This is a genomic window from Pseudomonas anguilliseptica (genome assembly GCF_900105355.1).
Taxonomy (GTDB): Bacteria; Pseudomonadota; Gammaproteobacteria; order Pseudomonadales; family Pseudomonadaceae; genus Aquipseudomonas; species Aquipseudomonas anguilliseptica.
Map to the genome: position 1 here is coordinate 63975 of NZ_FNSC01000001.1, position 17553 is coordinate 81527.

20 protein-coding genes and 2 pseudogenes are annotated in these 17553 nt (G+C 60.3%); 14 read left to right on the plus strand and 8 right to left on the minus strand.

Annotation, left to right across the window (positions count from 1 at the left end; translation table 11 throughout):
* Nucleotides 1-62: 62 nt before the first annotated feature.
* Both BLW24_RS00320 and BLW24_RS00325 read right to left on the minus strand, forming a co-directional pair.
* On the minus strand, nt 63-530 hold the full coding sequence (locus BLW24_RS00320) for a cupin domain-containing protein (protein WP_090375316.1): 468 nt from the start codon (nt 528-530) through the stop codon (nt 63-65).
* Nucleotides 530-982, minus strand: a complete 453-nt coding sequence (locus tag BLW24_RS00325) for a flavodoxin (protein ID WP_090375318.1) — start codon at nt 980-982, stop codon at nt 530-532. The genes BLW24_RS00320 and BLW24_RS00325 overlap by 1 nt, the downstream gene beginning before the upstream one ends.
* Nucleotides 983-1094: 112 nt before the next feature.
* On the opposite strand from BLW24_RS00325, the gene BLW24_RS00330 reads away from it, so the two are divergent.
* Genes BLW24_RS00330 through BLW24_RS00340 form a run of 3 tightly spaced genes read left to right on the plus strand, consistent with a single transcriptional unit; the run spans nt 1095 to nt 3069 of the window.
* On the plus strand, nt 1095-1556 hold the full coding sequence (locus BLW24_RS00330) for a PAS domain-containing protein (protein ID WP_090375320.1): 462 nt from the start codon (nt 1095-1097) through the stop codon (nt 1554-1556).
* Between the two features lie 51 nt (nt 1557-1607).
* Nucleotides 1608-2048: a hypothetical protein gene (locus BLW24_RS00335; RefSeq protein ID WP_090375322.1), complete on the plus strand. Its 441-nt coding sequence runs from the start codon at nt 1608-1610 to the stop codon at nt 2046-2048.
* A 40-nt stretch (nt 2049-2088) separates the two neighbouring features.
* A complete protein-coding gene (locus BLW24_RS00340) occupies nt 2089-3069 on the plus strand; it encodes an IS5 family transposase (protein ID WP_090375326.1) in 981 nt (326 codons plus the stop codon).
* A 130-nt stretch (nt 3070-3199) separates the two neighbouring features.
* Here the strand turns inward: BLW24_RS00340 and BLW24_RS00345 are convergent, their stop codons facing one another.
* From BLW24_RS00345 to BLW24_RS00355, 3 genes and pseudogenes are all read right to left on the minus strand, one after another.
* A complete protein-coding gene (locus BLW24_RS00345; protein ID WP_090375328.1) occupies nt 3200-3400 on the minus strand; it encodes a hypothetical protein in 201 nt (66 codons plus the stop codon).
* A 164-nt stretch (nt 3401-3564) separates the two neighbouring features.
* A pseudogene (locus BLW24_RS00350) lies at nt 3565-5343 on the minus strand (acyl-CoA dehydrogenase C-terminal domain-containing protein).
* A gap of 208 nt (nt 5344-5551) precedes the next feature.
* Nucleotides 5552-6505: a MerR family transcriptional regulator gene (locus tag BLW24_RS00355; protein WP_090375329.1), complete on the minus strand. Its 954-nt coding sequence runs from the start codon at nt 6503-6505 to the stop codon at nt 5552-5554.
* A 91-nt stretch (nt 6506-6596) separates the two neighbouring features.
* Between BLW24_RS00355 and BLW24_RS26280 the strand changes: the two are divergent.
* Nucleotides 6597-6884, plus strand: a pseudogene (locus BLW24_RS26280) (thiol-disulfide oxidoreductase DCC family protein); the annotation flags it as partial.
* 140 nt (nt 6885-7024) lie between these two features.
* Here the strand turns inward: BLW24_RS26280 and BLW24_RS26285 are convergent.
* Complete coding sequence (locus tag BLW24_RS26285) at nt 7025-7321, minus strand: hypothetical protein (RefSeq protein WP_244161293.1); 297 nt, start codon at nt 7319-7321, stop codon at nt 7025-7027.
* Between the two features lie 263 nt (nt 7322-7584).
* Here BLW24_RS26285 and folM point away from each other — a divergent pair, with 263 nt between their 5' ends.
* The 6 genes from folM to BLW24_RS00390 all read left to right on the plus strand — a co-directional run bounded on the left by folM (nt 7585) and on the right by BLW24_RS00390 (nt 10756).
* The gene (folM, locus tag BLW24_RS00365) at nt 7585-8295 is read left to right on the plus strand and encodes a dihydromonapterin reductase (protein WP_090375332.1); all 711 of its coding nucleotides are present in this window, start codon (nt 7585-7587) and stop codon (nt 8293-8295) included.
* A 22-nt stretch (nt 8296-8317) separates the two neighbouring features.
* Complete coding sequence (folE, locus tag BLW24_RS00370; RefSeq protein ID WP_090375334.1) at nt 8318-8878, plus strand: GTP cyclohydrolase I FolE; 561 nt, start codon at nt 8318-8320, stop codon at nt 8876-8878.
* On the plus strand, nt 8878-9249 hold the full coding sequence (folX, locus tag BLW24_RS00375; protein ID WP_090375336.1) for a dihydroneopterin triphosphate 2'-epimerase: 372 nt from the start codon (nt 8878-8880) through the stop codon (nt 9247-9249). Before folE ends, folX begins: the two co-directional genes overlap by 1 nt.
* A gap of 99 nt (nt 9250-9348) precedes the next feature.
* Nucleotides 9349-9639, plus strand: a complete 291-nt coding sequence (locus tag BLW24_RS00380; protein ID WP_090375339.1) for a DUF1244 domain-containing protein — start codon at nt 9349-9351, stop codon at nt 9637-9639.
* Nucleotides 9639-9983: a HopJ type III effector protein gene (locus BLW24_RS00385; RefSeq protein ID WP_090375341.1), complete on the plus strand. Its 345-nt coding sequence runs from the start codon at nt 9639-9641 to the stop codon at nt 9981-9983. Before BLW24_RS00380 ends, BLW24_RS00385 begins: the two co-directional genes overlap by 1 nt.
* A gap of 185 nt (nt 9984-10168) precedes the next feature.
* The gene (locus tag BLW24_RS00390) at nt 10169-10756 is read left to right on the plus strand and encodes a putative glycolipid-binding domain-containing protein (RefSeq protein WP_090375343.1); all 588 of its coding nucleotides are present in this window, start codon (nt 10169-10171) and stop codon (nt 10754-10756) included.
* A 57-nt stretch (nt 10757-10813) separates the two neighbouring features.
* Here BLW24_RS00390 and trxB read toward each other — a convergent pair whose 3' ends face one another.
* A complete protein-coding gene (trxB, locus tag BLW24_RS00395; RefSeq protein ID WP_090375345.1) occupies nt 10814-11761 on the minus strand; it encodes a thioredoxin-disulfide reductase in 948 nt (315 codons plus the stop codon).
* Between the two features lie 216 nt (nt 11762-11977).
* On the opposite strand from trxB, the gene BLW24_RS00400 reads away from it, so the two are divergent.
* Both BLW24_RS00400 and cysZ read left to right on the plus strand, forming a co-directional pair.
* Nucleotides 11978-12958, plus strand: coding sequence for an IS5 family transposase (locus BLW24_RS00400; RefSeq protein ID WP_090375347.1), 981 nt, complete (start codon nt 11978-11980; stop codon nt 12956-12958).
* A gap of 267 nt (nt 12959-13225) precedes the next feature.
* Nucleotides 13226-13978, plus strand: coding sequence for a sulfate transporter CysZ (cysZ, locus tag BLW24_RS00405; RefSeq protein WP_090375349.1), 753 nt, complete (start codon nt 13226-13228; stop codon nt 13976-13978).
* A gap of 4 nt (nt 13979-13982) precedes the next feature.
* Here cysZ and BLW24_RS00410 read toward each other — a convergent pair whose 3' ends face one another.
* Entirely contained in the window at nt 13983-15104 is a 1122-nt protein-coding gene (locus BLW24_RS00410; protein WP_090375351.1) for a sterol desaturase/SRPBCC family protein, read from the minus strand.
* A gap of 82 nt (nt 15105-15186) precedes the next feature.
* On the opposite strand from BLW24_RS00410, the gene bsrA reads away from it, so the two are divergent.
* Nucleotides 15187-16089: a LysR family transcriptional regulator BsrA gene (gene bsrA, locus BLW24_RS00415; RefSeq protein ID WP_090375353.1), complete on the plus strand. Its 903-nt coding sequence runs from the start codon at nt 15187-15189 to the stop codon at nt 16087-16089.
* Nucleotides 16090-16147: 58 nt separating this feature from the next.
* The gene (locus BLW24_RS00420) at nt 16148-17326 is read left to right on the plus strand and encodes a glycosyltransferase family 4 protein (protein WP_208600119.1); all 1179 of its coding nucleotides are present in this window, start codon (nt 16148-16150) and stop codon (nt 17324-17326) included.
* Nucleotides 17327-17553: the final 227 nt, after the last annotated feature.

Sequence of the window (17553 nt, forward strand, 5' to 3'; positions counted from 1 at the left end):
AGTCTAGCGAGGGATGCCGCAAAGGTGAGTCGCTCTGGCGGCCAGCGTGGTGGCCTTGCAGGTCAAACCAGCTCGGGATGCAGCTGCGCCAGCAGGGGCCAGTCGCGCTGGGCCTCAAGTTCATCACTGAGCAGCGGGAAGCCGGCAAAGTCGAAACCCGGCGTAACCGTGCAACCCACCAGGGTAAACGCCCCGGTGCTGCGTGCCGCCTGCCAGGCATGCGCCGGCGCCAGGCGCTGCGGTAGCTGCCCAATCGCCACCGGCCCCAGGCGCGCGCAACGCACCGCATCGGGCTGCTCGGCGATCAGCAGCTCCAGCGGCGCGCCCTCATAGAAGTGCCAAAGCTCGTCGGCATCCACCCGGTGCCAGCGGCTGACCGCGCCAGCTGGGAGCAGAAAGATAATCGCCGTACCGCACAGGCGGCCGCCGTCCAGCTGCGCTGACGACTCATACAGACGACGGTAATAACCACCTTCCGGATGCGTCTGCAGTTGCAGCGCCGTGATCAGCTCCTGCGCGCGCGGGTGCATCAGCCTTGCAACGCCACGATAAAGTCCGCCAGCCAGGGCTCGGCGTCGGTTTCCGGGGTCACGCTTTCGCTGCTGTCCAGGCGCAGCATCGGCTGCACTTCACGAATGCCCAGCTCGGCATACAGCTCGCGCACCAGCTCGCCGCCGCCGCAGAAGGTATCGCCGTAGCTGGAGTCGCCGAGGGCAATCACCCCACCCGGCAAGCCGTTCCAGGCCGGCAGATGATCACGGATGGCGTAGTACAGTGGCTGCAGGTTATCCGGCAATTCGCCCATGCCGGTGGTCGAGGTCACCGCCAGAAAGGCTTCGGGCGCAAAGGCCTGAATATCTGCCAGGCTGGCGCGCGGGTTGTGCCAGGCCTCATGGCCGGCGGCCTTGAGCAGACGCTCGGCGTGGCGGGCAACTTCCTCGGCGGTGCCGTACACCGAGCCGGAAAGAATGGCGATTTTCATGCAGAACTCCGAAACAGTCAGAACCAAATCGATAAGCCCGGCATTATGCCGCAAGTAGACAGCCCGCCCGGATGTTTTAGAATGCAGCCGACATAGCCTGGGAAATCGCCTCATGATCAACGCCAAACTGCTGCAACTGGTGATCAACGCCTCCAACGACGGCATCGTGGTGGCCGAACAGGAAGGCGACGACAACATCCTGATCTATGCCAATCCCGCCTTCGAAAAGCTCACCGGCTACACCAGTGAAGACATCCTCTATCAGGATTGCCGCTTCCTCCAGGCCGACGACCGCGACCAGCCGGGCCTGGCCGCCATCCGCGAAGCGGTGAAGAACCATCGCCCGTGCCGGCAGATCATCCGCAACTACCGCAAGGACGGCAGCCCGTTCTGGAACGAGCTGTCGATCACCCCGGTGGTCAATGACGCCGACCAGCTGACCTACTACATCGGCATCCAGAAGAACGTCACCGAGCAAGTCGAAGCGCAGGAGCGGGTCAAGCAACTGGAAGCCGAACTGGCCACCCTCAAGGCTGAACTCGCACGCTTGCAGGCGACGACCGGCAGTAACTAATCCTCAAAGCAGCGGTCACAACAGCTCCAGAGCCCGATGTAGACCGCTTCCATGCAAGAACAGGCACTTCTGACCCAGGCAGAACTGGCGTTTATCCGCCAGCTGCATCAGCCCGGCCCAACCGAACAGCGCAGCCAACCGCACCTGTCGATGGACATTGCCAAGCAGCTCAGCGAACTGCTCTCGCACTACACCGCCAATGAGCCGCTGAGCCTGCACGCGCATATCGCCAATCAGCACCTGACCTTCGACCTGCACCTCAGCCAGGATGAGCAGAACACGCCCTATTTGCAGCTCAGCGCCCCGCAGATTTTCGATGAAGGCGAGATCAACCGCGCCTGGCGCTCGCCCCTGCCTGAGCCGTTACCGCTGCACACGCCAAGTGCGCAGCCGAGCGATCTGTGGATTCATCAGCTGTCGATGAATGGTGCGTTGATCGAACATCGGGCACGGCGCAAAGCCCCCAAGGATGGTCTGAAAAAGACTTCCTGATTTTGGCAAAATATCCGCACTCCACCCGCCGAGTTTTCCGATGAAGCAGATGACCTTCGCCGACGCCGAGTATGCCGGCAAGCGCAAGCAGACCCGCAAAGAATTGTTCCTGATCGAGATGGATCGGGTAGTGCCATGGAAAGGGTTGATCGCTTTGATCGAGCCGCATTATCCAAAGGGTGAAGGCGGCCGACCGTCCTATCCGCTGATGGCGATGCTGCGAGTGCATCTGATGCAAAACTGGTTCGGTTACAGCGATCCGGCGATGGAAGAGGCGCTGTACGAGACCACCATCCTACGCCAGTTTGCCGGGCTGACTCTGGAGCGCATTCCTGACGAAACCACCATCCTCAACTTCCGCCGCTTGCTGGAAAAACACGAACTGGCTGCCGGCATCCTGGCCGTGATCAATGGCTACCTGGGTGACCGTGGTTTGTCGCTGCGCCAAGGCACCATCGTCGATGCCACGCTGATCAACGCGCCGAGTTCAACCAAGAACAAGAACGGTAAGCGTGACCCTGAGATGCACTCAACCAAGAAAGGCAATCAGTATTACTTCGGCATGAAGGCGCACATCGGGGTGGATGACGAGTCTGGCTTGGTGCACAGCGTGGTGGGTACTGCCGCCAACGTGGCGGATGTCACCCAGGTCGATAAGCTGCTGCACGGCGAGGAAAACATGGTGGGGGCCGATGCCGGATATACCGGTGTCGAGAAGCGCCCCGAGCATGAGGGCCGTCAAGTGATCTGGCAGGTTGCAGCACGGCGTAGCACTTACAAGAAACTCGGTAAGCGCAGCGCGCTGTACAAAGCCAAGCGCAAAATCGAGAAGGCCAAGGCCCAAGTGCGAGCCAAGGTCGAGCATCCGTTTCGGGTGATCAAGCGTCAGTTCGGTTATGTGAAGACGCGCTTCCGTGGCCTGGTCAAAAACACGGCGCAACTGGTGACTTTATTCGCGCTGTCAAATCTGTGGATGGCGCGCCGACATTTACTGACGAATGCAGGAGAGGTGCGCCCGTAATGCTGGAAATGGCTGCCGCGAGGTGCTCGCGGCGGCTAAAAACACAGAAATGAGCCGGTAATCTGATCGTTTTTGATCGATTTATCACTTTCGAAATCAGCAGAGGCTGACGTCAGCCAGAAATGCATGGCTACTTCAGAGGATCCCCAAGCGCTTTCATCTGGTATTGCCAGTAGACGAGCACACGCCGATTGCCTTGACCGGGGTTTTCGTCCGTAAAACCGAAGGCGGCCTGCTGGCCTACCAGCTGCACACCCTCGACCGGCGTAGCGACGAGCAGTAGCGCCAGTTCATCTACCAGCAACACCTGCAGCAGGAACAACGACTGCATGCTGGACGCCGCTAAGGCCAGCGACAGACGCCTAGTAAATCCCGGTCAAAAAAAGACCCGCATTCAGGCGGGCCTAAAGTGCAGGCAAAACGCCTGCAGCAGGGATAAAAAATCCGATAACCGAAAATGGGCGAAACTTGTGGCTATCGGATTGCGCAGTCGTTTTAGGCAGCAAATTCCTCATCACTGAAAGCCATCAGGGTGGCTTTGCCGGCCTTGACCTCAGCCAGCAGGCTGTCGGTTTCAGTCAGAATGCGCGCCATAAAGAAGTCGGCAGACTTCAGCTTGGCGCCGTAGAACAGGGTTTCCGTGCTGCCGGCCGCCAACTTGGCCTTGGCTACCGCAGCCATGCGCGCCCACATCCAGGCCAGACTGGCCAGGGCAAACAGGCGCAGATACGGCGTTGCAGCCGCACCGGCCTGCTCGGGGTCTTTCATCCCCTCGCTAGCGATCCACAGCGTGGCCTGCTGCAACTGCTTGAGCGCAGCAGCTACTGCAGCCACATGCTCAGCCTCGGCGCTGGCCTTGAGCCAATCTTCAATCAGGGCAAAGTAACTACGCACTGCACGTCCGCCACCCAGACCCAGCTTGCGGCCGACTAGGTCAAGCGCCTGAATACCATTAGTGCCTTCGTAGATACGGGTAATCCGTGAATCACGTACCAGCTGCTCAATGCCCCAGTCTTCGGTGAAGCCGGAACCGCCGAGCACCTGCAAACCTTCATTGGCGCAGTTGAAGCCTTAGTCAGTGAGGAACGACTTCACCACTGGCGTCAGCAACTGCACCAGATCATCCGCTTGCTCGCGTACCGCAGGGTCTTCGTGATCATGGGCAACGTCCTCATGCAGACCGGTGAAATAGGCCAGCGCGCGGCAACCTTCGATCATCACCTTCTGCCGTAGCAACATGCGCCGTACATCCGGGTGCACGATGATCGGATCAGCCGGCTTGTCCGCCGCTTTCGGGCCGGACAGCGAGCGGCTTTGCAGCCGCTCTTTGGCGAATCCCAGGCTGACCTGATAAGCGCTTTCGGCAATACCGAGGCCCTGCATGCCAACCATCAGGCGCGCCGAGTTCATCATGGTGAACATGCACTTGAGGCCTTTGTTCGGCTCACCAATCAGCCAGCCCTGGGCGCCTTCGAAATTCATCACACAGGTGGCCGACCCCTTGATGCCCATCTTGTGCTCCAGGCCGCCGCAGAACGCAGGGTTACGACTGCCGCCTGCAAGGAACTTGGGCACCAGGAACAGCGAAATACCTTTTACGCTGTCCGGTGCATCGGGCAGCTTGGCCAGTACCAGATGCAGGATGTTGTCAGCCAGGTCATGCTCACCACCGGTAATCCAGATTTTGGTACCGCTGATGGCATAACTACCGTCAGCCTGCGCTACGGCACGGGTGCGGATCAGGCCCAGGTCGGTGCCACACTGCGGCTCGGTCAGGCACATGGTGCCTGTCCATTCACCACCGATCAGTTTCGGCAGATAGCGCTCTTGCAACTCACGAGCACCGTGAGCGGTCAACGCGTTGATCGCGCCGTGGGTCAGCCCCGGATACATGCCCAGCGACAGGTTCGCCGAGCAAACCATCTCCTCAACCATCATGTTCAGCACATGAGGCAAGCCCTGACCGCCGAACTCAGGCGAGCACGCCAGTGCGGTCCAGCCGCCTTCGGCGAATTGCTGATAGGCAGCACGAAACCCATCAGGGGTTTTTACCGACTTGCTCTGCGGGTCATACGCGCAGCCTTGCTTGTCGCCTGACCCATTCAACGGGGCTAGCACGTTTTCCGCCAGCTTGGCGGCTTCTTCCAGAATGGCGCCACCGAGGTCGTCTCCGAACTCGCGCTGACTAGGCAGCGACTGCAGGGTGGCATAAGCGTCGAGCACCTCGTCAAAAACGAAACGCATGTCACGAAGGGGTGCGCGGTATTGGGTCATATTGCTCAGTCCTCAAGCTGTACAAGCGAATTAAAGCTATACACAAACAATCAATATATAGGTTTTGTATAGCCTAAACATCCAGATAGCAAGCAATTTTCTGTACAAGCTGTACAACTAATCGGAATCAGCAACAAATTGCAGGCAGGCGAAAGCGCAGTTGCCATGACGGCGACTGCGCTTATTCAGGCGTGCTTAATAGAAGAAATCAGGTATCCAGGTGACCCGCCAGAAACTGCTGCAGACGGCGCTGCATCAGGCGACCTTCGTTGCCCAGGCAGGCAATCGGCGAACCGCTGAGGCTTTCCTCGGCCAGATCGGCACCATCGCCAGCCATCACCAGCGGGCAATCCAGCGCTAGCGCCAGACGCGAGAGCACCTTGGGCAAGTCATCGCTGGGCGGCTGATTGGAGAACAGCACCAGTGCCTGGGGCTGCATTTTTTCACAGATCAGGGTCAGCTCTTCCAGTGGCTGGCCTAGCCCGAGCACGCTGACAGCGGTGTCGGCACTGCTCAGCAGCAATCCGGCAACCAGCAGTTCCAGTTCGCGGCAATGACCCGGCAAGGCCGCCAGTAGTACACGTTCCTCAACCTGGGCGCGCAGCACCTGCAGGCGCTGCAAGGTACGAGCACGCAGAAAGGTATCGAGAAACAGCCACTCGCTAGCCTGGCCGTATTCGTCCTGACGCAGCAGCAGTTCCTGCCACAGCGGCATGAGGATGTCCTGGAACACCACCGGCAGCGGGTAGCTGGAGAAAATCTGGCCGTACAGACGATCCAGGCGCAACTCGTCGAAGGCACCGATGGCGCGGCGCAGCTGGGCTTGCCACTCGCCCCACTCGCTGGCGCTGACCTCTTCATAAACCGGTGAACTGGCAGATTTGATCGAGCTGCTTTTGGCCAGAATCTTGCCAACCTTGCTCACGGCCACACCACGCTCGATCCACGCCAGAATGCTGCGCACCGACTCGATATCCACCTGCGAATACAGGCGATGACCGCTGTCAGTGCGGGTTGGCTGGATCAGCCCATAGCGCCGTTCCCAGGCCCGCAGGGTGACTGGATTGACGCCGGTCAGGCGCGCCACTTCACGAATAGGAAAGAGCTCTTCCTGCTTGAGGGCACTCGAAACGAGGGACGCAGTACCAACGTGATCGGACATGGGCGCAGGTATCACAGAAAAAATGTTGCCCGCATTGTAACTCAGCTATTTTTGGCATACTTTGTACAAAACCTATACAAAGAGTTAGACCATGAACAAGCAACCGCACTGGCTTACCCTCTACTACGATGGCGATTGCCCACTGTGTGCGCGCGAAATCCAACTGCTGCGCCAGCGTGCCGATGTGCAGCGTCTGTGCCTGGTCGATATCGGCCTCGATGACTTTCATCCCGAATCCGTCGGCCACAGCCGAGAAACCCTGCAGAACCGCCTGCATGCACGCTTCGCCGATGGCCAATGGGTGACCGGCCTGGATGCCACGCTATGGAGCTGGCGCGCAGCCGGCCTTGAGCGCTGGGCCACACCACTGACCTGGCCGGCACTACGACCGCTGCTGGAACTGGGTTACCGACTGTTCTGCCGGCTCCGCCCGCACCTCGACTGGCTACCTCATCCGGACGCCAGCCGGCGCTGCAGAAACGCCGCCTGCACTGCCAGCAGAAAGTCTGCGATAAGCCATCAGTACAGCTTGATCCACAGCCCCGGATCAGGCTCAAGCAACGCGGGGCGAGCAATAATTTCATCGTGGCTTTCCGGCTGCAGCACCAACATCTGCCGCACTCCGCAACGGCGCAGGCGCGCCTTGAGTAATGCCAATCCAGGCCACAGCGCACGCCCCGACGCATGCTCCAGCGTGCGCACGTCGCCAGCCTTGCTGACCACCTGCACCTTGTAGCCACTGCAGCGCAGGGTGAGCACCTCAACATGGCGCACCTGCCCACACAGCACTGCAATGCTCAACTGCCAAGGCTTCATAACGGCACACTTGTACAATAAAACCAATTTCGTACATGATAAAAACAATTTTATTAAGCCCGCCTGTAGAAAAAATACCGATACAGCTCAATGAAATAGGCTAAATGACATGAAACAGACCAGTACCCTCACGGGGCGCATGGTTGTACAAAAATTGTTGCTGGTATAACTTTACCCCTGATTCAGTCGAGGTCACGCCCTACTGGTCACGTAACCCGGCGCAGCGTCGCTGAACCCACCCTTTTCTTTCTGCCGAGTCGAGTATGAGCGCTAGCGCCGCCCCCATCCTGATAACCGGAGCCAGCCAGCGCATTGGCCTGTACTGCGCCGAACGCCTGCTAGATGACGGTCATGCAGTGATCATCACCTACCGCAGCGAGCGCGATGGCATCGAGGCACTCAGGCAACGCGGCGCGCTGGCCCTACAGGCGGACTTTGCCAGCGAAGCCGGCATTCTGGCGTTTATCGAGCAACTCAAAGCACACACCGACTGCCTGCGCGCCATCGTGCACAACGCCTCCGACTGGCTGGTGGAAACACCTGGCGAGGAAGCCGCAGCCTTTCAACAGCTGTTCAGCGTGCACATGCTCGCGCCTTACCTGATCAACCTGCATTGCCAGCCGCTGCTGGCGCGCTCAATCCCAGCCGATATCGTGCATATCAGCGATGACGTGGCGCGTAAAGGCAGTGCCAACCGGCCGGCCTACTGTGCCAGCAAGGCCGGGCTGGACAGTTTGACGCTGTCGTTTGCCGCGCGTTTCGCCCCACAGATCAAGGTCAACGGTATCGCCCCGGCGCTGATCCTGTTCAACCCGGACGACGACGCCGACTACCGTAATAAAACCCTGAATAAATCGGCACTGGGCATTGAGCCCGGGCCCCAAGTGATCTACCAGAGCTTGCGCTATCTGCTCGACAACCCTTACGTCACCGGTACCACACTGACCGTCAACGGCGGCCGCCACCTCAAATGAGCCTGGCCGCGAGGACCTTGCAATGACTCCAGAACTGCCCAACCACTACCGCGAGATCCTGCTCGGCGTTGGTGAAAACCCCGAACGCGAAGGCCTGCTGGACACACCAAAGCGTGCTGCCAAGGCCATGCAGTACCTGTGCAACGGCTACCACAAGAGCCTGGAAGACGTGGTCAACGGCGCGCTGTTCGAGTCGGATAACGACGAGATGGTGATCGTCCGTGATATCGAGCTGTACTCACTGTGCGAACACCACATGCTGCCGTTTATCGGCAAGGCTCATGTGGCCTATATCCCCACCGGCAAGGTACTCGGCCTGTCGAAGGTCGCGCGCATCGTCGACATGTTCGCCCGGCGCCTGCAGATCCAGGAAAACCTCACCAAGCAGATCGCCGACGCGATCCAGCAGGTTACCAACGCCGCTGGCGTGGCCGTGGTGATCGAAGCCAAGCATATGTGCATGATGATGCGCGGCGTGGAGAAGCAGAACTCGGTAATGACCTCTTCGGTGATGCTTGGAGCCTTCCGTGAATCCTGCAACACTCGCCACGAATTCCTGCAACTGATCGGACGGAGCAAGTAATGCCGCGACTGGAACCTGGGATGGCGCGCATCCGCGTCAAAGACCTGCGCCTGCGCACCTACATCGGCATCAAGGAAGAGGAGATCAACAACAAGCAGGATGTGTTGATCAACCTGACCATCCTCTATCCCGCAGTGGAAGCGGTGCGTGATAACGATATCGACCACGCCCTCAACTACCGCACCATCACCAAGGCAGTGATTCGCCACGTCGAAGAAAACCGCTTCGCCCTGCTGGAACGCATGACCCAGGAGATTCTCGACCTGGTAATGGCCAACCCGGACGTGCGCTACGCCGAAGTTGAAGTCGACAAACTGCACGCCCTGCGCTTTGCCGAGTCGGTCTCGATCACCCTCGCCGGGCACCGTTAGTCGATTCCCGGTGTGCCCTGCGCCGGGTCGTTGCCGCCAGACGGGCATGCTCTTATCATCGCCGCCACGCACTCCCGCCTGCCTTTAGAGAGCATTGCCATGACCGAGCAAGAACGCCTCGAACTTGAAGCCGCCGCCTTTCGCAGCCTGGTGCAACACCTGCGTTCGCGCCCCGATGTGCAGAACATCGACATGATGAATCTCGCCGGTTTCTGCCATAACTGCCTGTCCAAATGGTTCAAAGCCGCCGCCGACGATATCGGTGTGGCCATCACCCCGGATGAGGCCCGCGAAGAGGTCTACGGCATGCCGTATGCCGAGTGGAAAGCCAAATACCAGAAGGAAGCCAGCGCCGAGCAGCAGGCAGCCTTCAGCAAAGGGAAAAAGTAATGAGCGACCTCAACGACTTTCGCGCCAAGCTGCGCAGCGAACACTTCACCTTCGCCGAAACCCTGGCGTTTATCGCCGAGCACTACCAGTACCAGCCCAGCGCCTTCAGCAATGGCACCGTGCACAACCCTACTGGGCAGAACGAAGGCTCATGCAAAACCCTCGGCCTGGCCCTGCTCGAAGGTCTAAGCCTGGAAGAAACCCTGCTGTGCTTTGGCGAGCACTATCGCAGCGTATTGGCCACCCCGAGCGGCAGTGATCACGGCAATATCCGCGCACTGATGGACACCGGCCTGGCTGGCGTACGTTTCGAGCAGCCGTCGCTGCAGCGCAACAACCTGTAATCACACGCTTGAGCTAACGAGCAAGAACTTGCGCAACTGTCGGCAAAAGCTGACAGACATCACATTTAAATCCCCCTATGCTGCGCGCCATTACTTGAACGAGAACACTAGGGAAGGTGCTCCGTGCTGCGTCATAGCCGCGCTTCCCCGGTTTCTCCAACCTTACCTGGCTTGGAGTCGCTTAGATGCAGCAGACCTTGGTCTGGAAACCATGGCACAACCCCGGCGTGGAAAACCTGCGCCTGAACATCGATGAACACGGCATCAACGCCACCAGTCATCTGATGCAGAGTCTGCAGGGCCACAGCATCGCCGCCACCTACGTGCTCAACTGCGACCCACGCTGGCGCTTTCGCCGCCTATGGCTGAAGGTCGACAACCATGGCCAACGCAGCCTCAACCTCAAGCGCGATATCCGTGGCAACTGGTTCCACAACGGCGAACCACGCCCGGACCTCAGCGAATGCCAGCAGGTGATGCTCTCCGAATCGCCCTTCACCCACACTCCTGCTCTGCAGCGTTGCGCCCTGGAAACCGGGCAGAGCGAACTGCTGCAAGTCGCCTATGTCGACCTGCTGACGCTCAAGGTGGAAGCACGCAGCCAGCGCTACCAGCGCCTGCGCGAAGAAGGCGGCAGAACCCTGTACCGCAGCGAAGCGCAAGGCAAAAAGAGCAGCGAACTGACCGTCGATGAACACGCTCTGCTGGTCAAAGCCAGCGATCAGTTTCTGCGCATGAGTTCGCGGGATTTGAAGTTGAATACCTGGGTCTAAGCAGACCGCAGAATGCAAAAAGCCTCGATTCAATCGAGGCTTTTTGCATTCTCAGGCTTATTGACCGTCGAGATAACGCTCAATATCCAGCGCCGCCATGCACCCGGCACCGGCCGAGGTGATCGCCTGGCGGTAAACGTGGTCGGCTACATCGCCGGCAGCAAACACGCCGGGAATACTGGTGGCCATAGCATTGCCCTCGCGGCCACCGTTGACCACCAGATAGCCATCTTTGAGCGCCAGCTGCCCCTCGAACAACGAGGTGTTCGGCGTATGGCCGATGGCGACGAACAGACCGTCAACGCTCAGCTCGTCAAAGCTGCCATCGTTGTTCTTCACCCGCACGCCGGTCACGCCCATATTGTCTCCGAGCACCTCATCCACCTCGGCGTGCAGCTTGAGCACGATCTTGCCTTCGGCCACGCGCGCCTGCAGTTTGTTCTGCAAAATCTTCTCCGCACGGAAGCTGCCACGGCGGTGCACCAGGGTCACCTTGCTGGCGATATTGGCCAGGTACAGCGCCTCTTCCACCGCCGTATTGCCGCCACCGACCACCGCGACCTCGCGGTTGCGGTAGAAGAAGCCATCGCAGGTGGCACACGCGGAAACACCCTTGCCCATAAAACTTTCTTCGCTGGGCAAACCCAGGTAACGGGCGCTGGCACCGGTGGCGATGATCAATGCATCACAGCTGTAAGTGCCGCTGTCACCGACCAGGGTGAACGGTTTGCCGGCCAGGTCCACAGCATTGATATGGTCGTAGACGATTTCCGTCTCGAAGCGCTCGGCATGTTCCTGCATGCGCTGCATCAGCGCCGGCCCCGTCAAACCATGTACATCGCCTGGCCAGTTATCCACCTCGGTGGTGGTGGTCAGTTGGCCACCAGCCTGCAGGCCGGTGATAAGCAGTGGCTTGAGATTGGCCCGCGCGGCGTAGACCGCAGCGCTATAGCCGGCAGGGCCGGAGCCCAGAATGATCACACGAGCATGACGATTGGCAGACATCAGCAACTCCACCCGGCAGCGCCGGCAGCAATAAAAAGGGACTTCCGGGAGTACCTAGGGGAAGGCAGTAAGGTCAGAAGCCCCGCAAAGGGATGACGCGCAGCCTATGCCCGCCCCGTGCATGGCGGAAATATGCTTTGCCAATGCCTTGGGATGGTCTGAAAAAGACTTCCTGATTTTGGCAAAATATCCGCACTCCACCCGCCGAGTTTTCCGATGAAGCAGATGACCTTCGCCGACGCCGAGTATGCCGGCAAGCGCAAGCAGACCCGCAAAGAATTGTTCCTGATCGAGATGGATCGGGTAGTGCCATGGAAAGGGTTGATCGCTTTGATCGAGCCGCATTATCCAAAGGGTGAAGGCGGCCGACCGTCCTATCCGCTGATGGCGATGCTGCGAGTGCATCTGATGCAAAACTGGTTCGGTTACAGCGATCCGGCGATGGAAGAGGCGCTGTACGAGACCACCATCCTACGCCAGTTTGCCGGGCTGACTCTGGAGCGCATTCCTGACGAAACCACCATCCTCAACTTCCGCCGCTTGCTGGAAACACACGAACTGGCTGCCGGCATCCTGGCCGTGATCAATGGCTACCTGGGTGACCGTGGTTTGTCGCTGCGCCAAGGCACCATCGTCGATGCCACGCTGATCAACGCGCCGAGTTCAACCAAGAACAAGAACGGTAAGCGTGACCCTGAGATGCACTCAACCAAGAAAGGCAATCAGTATTACTTCGGCATGAAGGCGCACATCGGGGTGGATGACGAGTCTGGCTTGGTGCACAGCGTGGTGGGTACTGCCGCCAACGTGGCGGATGTCACCCAGGTCGATAAGCTGCTGCACGGCGAGGAAAACATGGTGGGGGCCGATGCCGGATATACCGGTGTCGAGAAGCGCCCCGAGCATGAGGGCCGTCAAGTGATCTGGCAGGTTGCAGCACGGCGTAGCACTTACAAGAAACTCGGTAAGCGCAGCGCGCTGTACAAAGCCAAGCGCAAAATCGAGAAGGCCAAGGCCCAAGTGCGAGCCAAGGTCGAGCATCCGTTTCGGGTGATCAAGCGTCAGTTCGGTTATGTGAAGACGCGCTTCCGTGGCCTGGTCAAAAACACGGCGCAACTGGTGACTTTATTCGCGCTGTCAAATCTGTGGATGGCGCGCCGACATTTACTGACGAATGCAGGAGAGGTGCGCCCGTAATGCTGGAAATGGCTGCCGCGAGGTGCTCGCGGCGGCTAAAAACACAGAAATGAGCCGGTAATCTGATCGTTTTTGATCGATTTATCACTTTCGAAATCAGCAGAGGCTGACGTCAGCCAGAAATGCATGGCTACTTCAGAGGATCCCTTGCATAGGCAAGCGCTATAACACCGACCGACAATCGTTAGCGCCCGTTGCAGAGGCTTTCACCTGCCACACAAAGCCGGTAAGGTCGGCGCGACTTCAACCTCGCGGAGACTCCCACCCATGCCTGCTCCCGTACTGACCGGCCCGCAATACCTCAGCGAAGGCCTGAAACTGGTCCTGAGCCCCGGCCTGCGGCTGTTTGTGCTGCTGCCCCTGACGATCAATTTGATCCTTTTCATTGGCCTGATTTACCTGGCCATGCAGCAGTTCGGCGGCTGGGTCGACACCTTTATGCCCAGCCTGCCGAGCTGGCTGGGCTTTCTTGAATACGTACTGTGGCCACTGTTTGTAGTGCTGGTACTGCTGATGGTGTTCTTCACCTTCACCCTGCTGGCCAATATCATCGCGGCGCCGTTTAACGGCTTTCTCGCGGAGAAGGTCGAAGTGGTGGTACGCGGGCAGGATGATTTTCCGCCGTTCAGCTGGGCCAAGCTGATGGCCATGGTGCCGCGCACCATGGGCCGCGAGCTGCGCAAGCTGGGCTACTTTCTGCCGCGCGCCATTGGCCTGCTGATCCTCAGTTTTATCCCGGTAGTCAATCTGATCGCCGCACCGCTGTGGTTGCTGTTTGGCGTGTGGATGATGGCGATTCAGTACATCGACTACCCGGCGGACAACAACAAGATGAGCTGGCAGGACATGCTCGCCTGGCTGCGTGAAAAGCGCTGGCAGAGCCTGGGCTTTGGCGGTATCACCTACGCGGCCTTGCTGGTGCCGGGGCTGAATATCCTGATGATGCCGGCAGCCGTGGCCGGCGCCACGGTGTTCTGGGTGCGTGAACGCCAGGAGCAGGTGCTCACGTCCACGTCCTAAGTCATCACCCCGCAGGCTGGCTGCACTCAAGCACCGCGCGCAGCGCCTGCATCGAGGCCAGGGATTCGCGCTCGATGCGCCGGCTTAGCAGCAGGCGGTTGGCCAGACGCATCAGCACACCGTCGAAACCGTATTCCAGGGTGCGGACAAACTCGCAACCGCCCTCCACTTCCAGGCACTCGTAGGCCAGCAGCAGCCCCAGGCCGTGATCGCCACGGGCGCTGGCTTGCCAGCGGCGTGCCGGTTGATAGTCGAGCACATCCCAGCGCAGATGGCCGGCGCGGCCACCAGCGTGGATATCTTCCTCAAACACGTCACCCGCAAGCAGTACACCATCGCGGCCGTAGATATGTAACGACGACGGATGCCACTCGGGCCAATGCGCCGGGGCGGCGGCATAACTCAGCACCTCGTCCGCAGGGCGGGCGATATGCACGCGATGCTGCTGGCGGTTCTGCTGACAGGTCGGCTCAGGTTCCCAGTGCAGGGTGCCGTACAGCCAGTCCATCAGCGGATGAACGATGCCGAAGTTGCGCGAATGCATCAGCTCACGGCGATGGTGCAGCGCATGCAAACGGCGCATCTGACGAATCCACGGCAGGCGCGAAACCGGGTGTTTATCTGGCAGATGCTCGCACGCGTGCACCACCTCGTAACTCATATACCCCAGCAGCATGCTGCCGGCGAATAGCGCGGCGAGGTTGCCGTCGAGGTGTGCCAGCACCCACCAGATGCCCAGCAGCGGCACGCTGTAGAGCACGATCAGCCAGGCCGGAAAGAGGATCACCCGCCAGTCACGCGGCGTCTCGTAACGCATCTGACCTTCGACGAAAAAGCTGTGGTGATCACCTGTGTGGCGCTTGTAGAACAGCTGGCCAAAGCGCGTCTTGTTGTGCCCCAGGCGCTTGTGCACCTGGTACTCGCCCCAGCTGAAGAACACCAGAGTCAGCGGTACCAGCAACCACTGCCAGAGTGCCACCGCATCCAGGGTGCGCCACAGCAGGCTGATGCAGGTCAGGCCGTAGGCCAGCACAAAGCCGGCATGCAGCCAGGGGTTGTACAGCGGGTGGATGGCATCCCGATAACGTGTGCGGAAAGCCTGGGCATTGTCGTTTTTATAGGCCACGGCATGACTCCTGTGCGGATTGACAGCAGTCTAGGCGCGGCCAGATCATTCGAATAATGGATATTTGAAAAGAGCATTATTCTTGATTACGAATTTGCGCCAACTCGACCTCAACCTGCTGCTGGTCTTCGATGCGCTGATGCAGGAGGGCAACCTGACCCGCGCCGCCGAGCGCCTGCACCTGAGCCAGTCGACGGTGAGCAACGCCCTGGCCCGCCTGCGCCAGCAACTGGGCGAAGAGCTGTTCCTGCGTACCGCCCGCGGCATGACGCCCACCGCCCGCGCCCAGGCCCTGTATGTGCCAGTACGTCAGGCGCTGCGCCTGCTGCAGACCGGCCTGGGCCCGGCCGAGCCGTTTGATCCGCAAACCCCGTACGCCTTCAGCCTGTCGCTTAACGACTACGCGCAAGCCGCGCTGCTGCCCATGTTGCAGGCGCATCTGGCGCGCAGCGCCGCGCAGGTCGAGTTGCTGGTGCAAGCCGATGATGCCGACAGCCTGGTGCAGCGCCTGGAAAGCGGTGCGCTGGATCTGGCCATCGATTACCTGCACTTCGACTCACCCGACCTGCATTACGCGCCGCTGCGCGAAGAGCCGCTGGTGGCCATCGGCCGCGCCGGACACCCGGCCTTCGCCGGCGGGCTGAGCCTGGAGGGTTACCAACAGGCGCGGCATATCACGGTAACGCCGCGCGCCGGGCGTGGTTCGCCACTGGAAATCGTCCTCGGCTCGGCCAGGGTGCGCCGGCAGGCAGCGCTGCATCTGCCCAACTACCTGCCGATCCCGGCCATCGTTGCTCAGACCGACCTGCTCGGCACCGTGCCCGCGCGCCTGGCCGAAGCCTTCGCTCCGGTGCATGCGCTGGAAATCGCGCCGCTGCCCTTCGACATGCCGCCGGTGCAGGTCAGCCTGATCTGGCATCAGCAGCAGCACCTCGACCCGGCGCATGCCTGGCTGCGTCAGCAGTTGATCGAACTGCTCGACTGAAATACACACGCAATCAAAGCGTCACAGTCATTACATAGCGGCAGCGGACACTGCTGCCATGAGCACAGCTTCCCTGCATATCGCGCTGATCAGCGAAACCTTCGCGCCGGAAATCAACGGCGTGGCCAATACCCTCGGGCGCATGGTCGACGGCTTGCGCGGCCGTGGCCATCGCGTGCAACTGGTGCGCCCGCGACAAAACGTCGACCCGCGCGGCGCGGTCGATCAGGATTTATTGCTGACCCGCGGCTGGCCGCTGCCCGGTTACCCCGGTTTGCAGTGGGGTCAGTCGTCGATGCACAAACTGCTGCGCAACTGGCAACGGCAGCGCCCGGATGTGTTGTATATCGCCACCGAAGGCCCGCTGGGCCTGTCCGCCCTGCGCGCCGCGCGCCGTTTGCAGATCCCGGTGGTCAGCGGTTTTCACACCAACTTCCAGCAATACACCGGGCATTACGGCTTTGGCCTGCTAACCCGCCTGCTGACCAATTACCTGCGCTGGTTCCATAACCGCTCGCAGATGACCCTGGTGCCCAGCGTCAGCCAGCAGATCGAACTGCAACGCCGTGGCTTCGACAATCTGGAACTGCTCTCGCGGGGCGTCGACAGCCAGCTGTTCCACCCAGCCAAACGCAGCGCGGCTTTGCGCGAGCGCTGGGGCCTGGCGGAACAGGACATCGCCATCCTGCATGTCGGCCGCCTGGCCGCAGAAAAGAACCTGGCCCTACTTAGCAAGAGCTTTCAGGCGCTGCAACAGGCGCACCCGCAACGGCGGCTGAAACTGATTCTGGTCGGCGATGGCCCGCAGCGCGCCAACCTCCAGCAGCAACTGCCGGAGGCGGTGTTCTGCGGCCTGCAGCGCGGTGAAGAACTGGCCGCGCATTACGCTTCGGGCGACCTGTTTGTGTTTCCCAGCCTGTCGGAAACCTTCGGCAATGTGGTGCTCGAAGCCCTGGCCTCAGGGCTTGGCGTGGTGGCGTTTGATCAAGCGGCAGCGGCGCAGCATATCCGCCACGGGCATAACGGCGCGTTGGCGGTGGCTGAGGACGAACAAGGCTTTATCGACGCCGCCAGTTGGCTGCTCACCGACCACGAGGGCCTGCGCCGGGTGCGCCTGAATGCCCGGTTGCATGCTTCACGCCAAGGCTGGCCGGCGATTGTCGAGCTGTTTGAGCAGCACCTGCGCAACGCCATGCAGCCCGCAGCGGAGTTACCGGCCGGCAGAACCCAGCATTGAGCGAACCGTTGCGGGAGGCGTTTTAGCGGCGAGCTTTACCGCTAGTGTCGCGACTGCGACTGCATGGAGGCCAGAGCGTAGGTTGGGTCGGGCGGCGCTCCGTTGAGGAGCAACGCGACAAAGCCCAACGCAGCCTGCCTGCACCTGTTGGGCTTCGCTACGCTCAACACCAACCTACCTAACATGCACTTGGTCATCTGGAACAATCGCGGGATTACTCTCCGCCC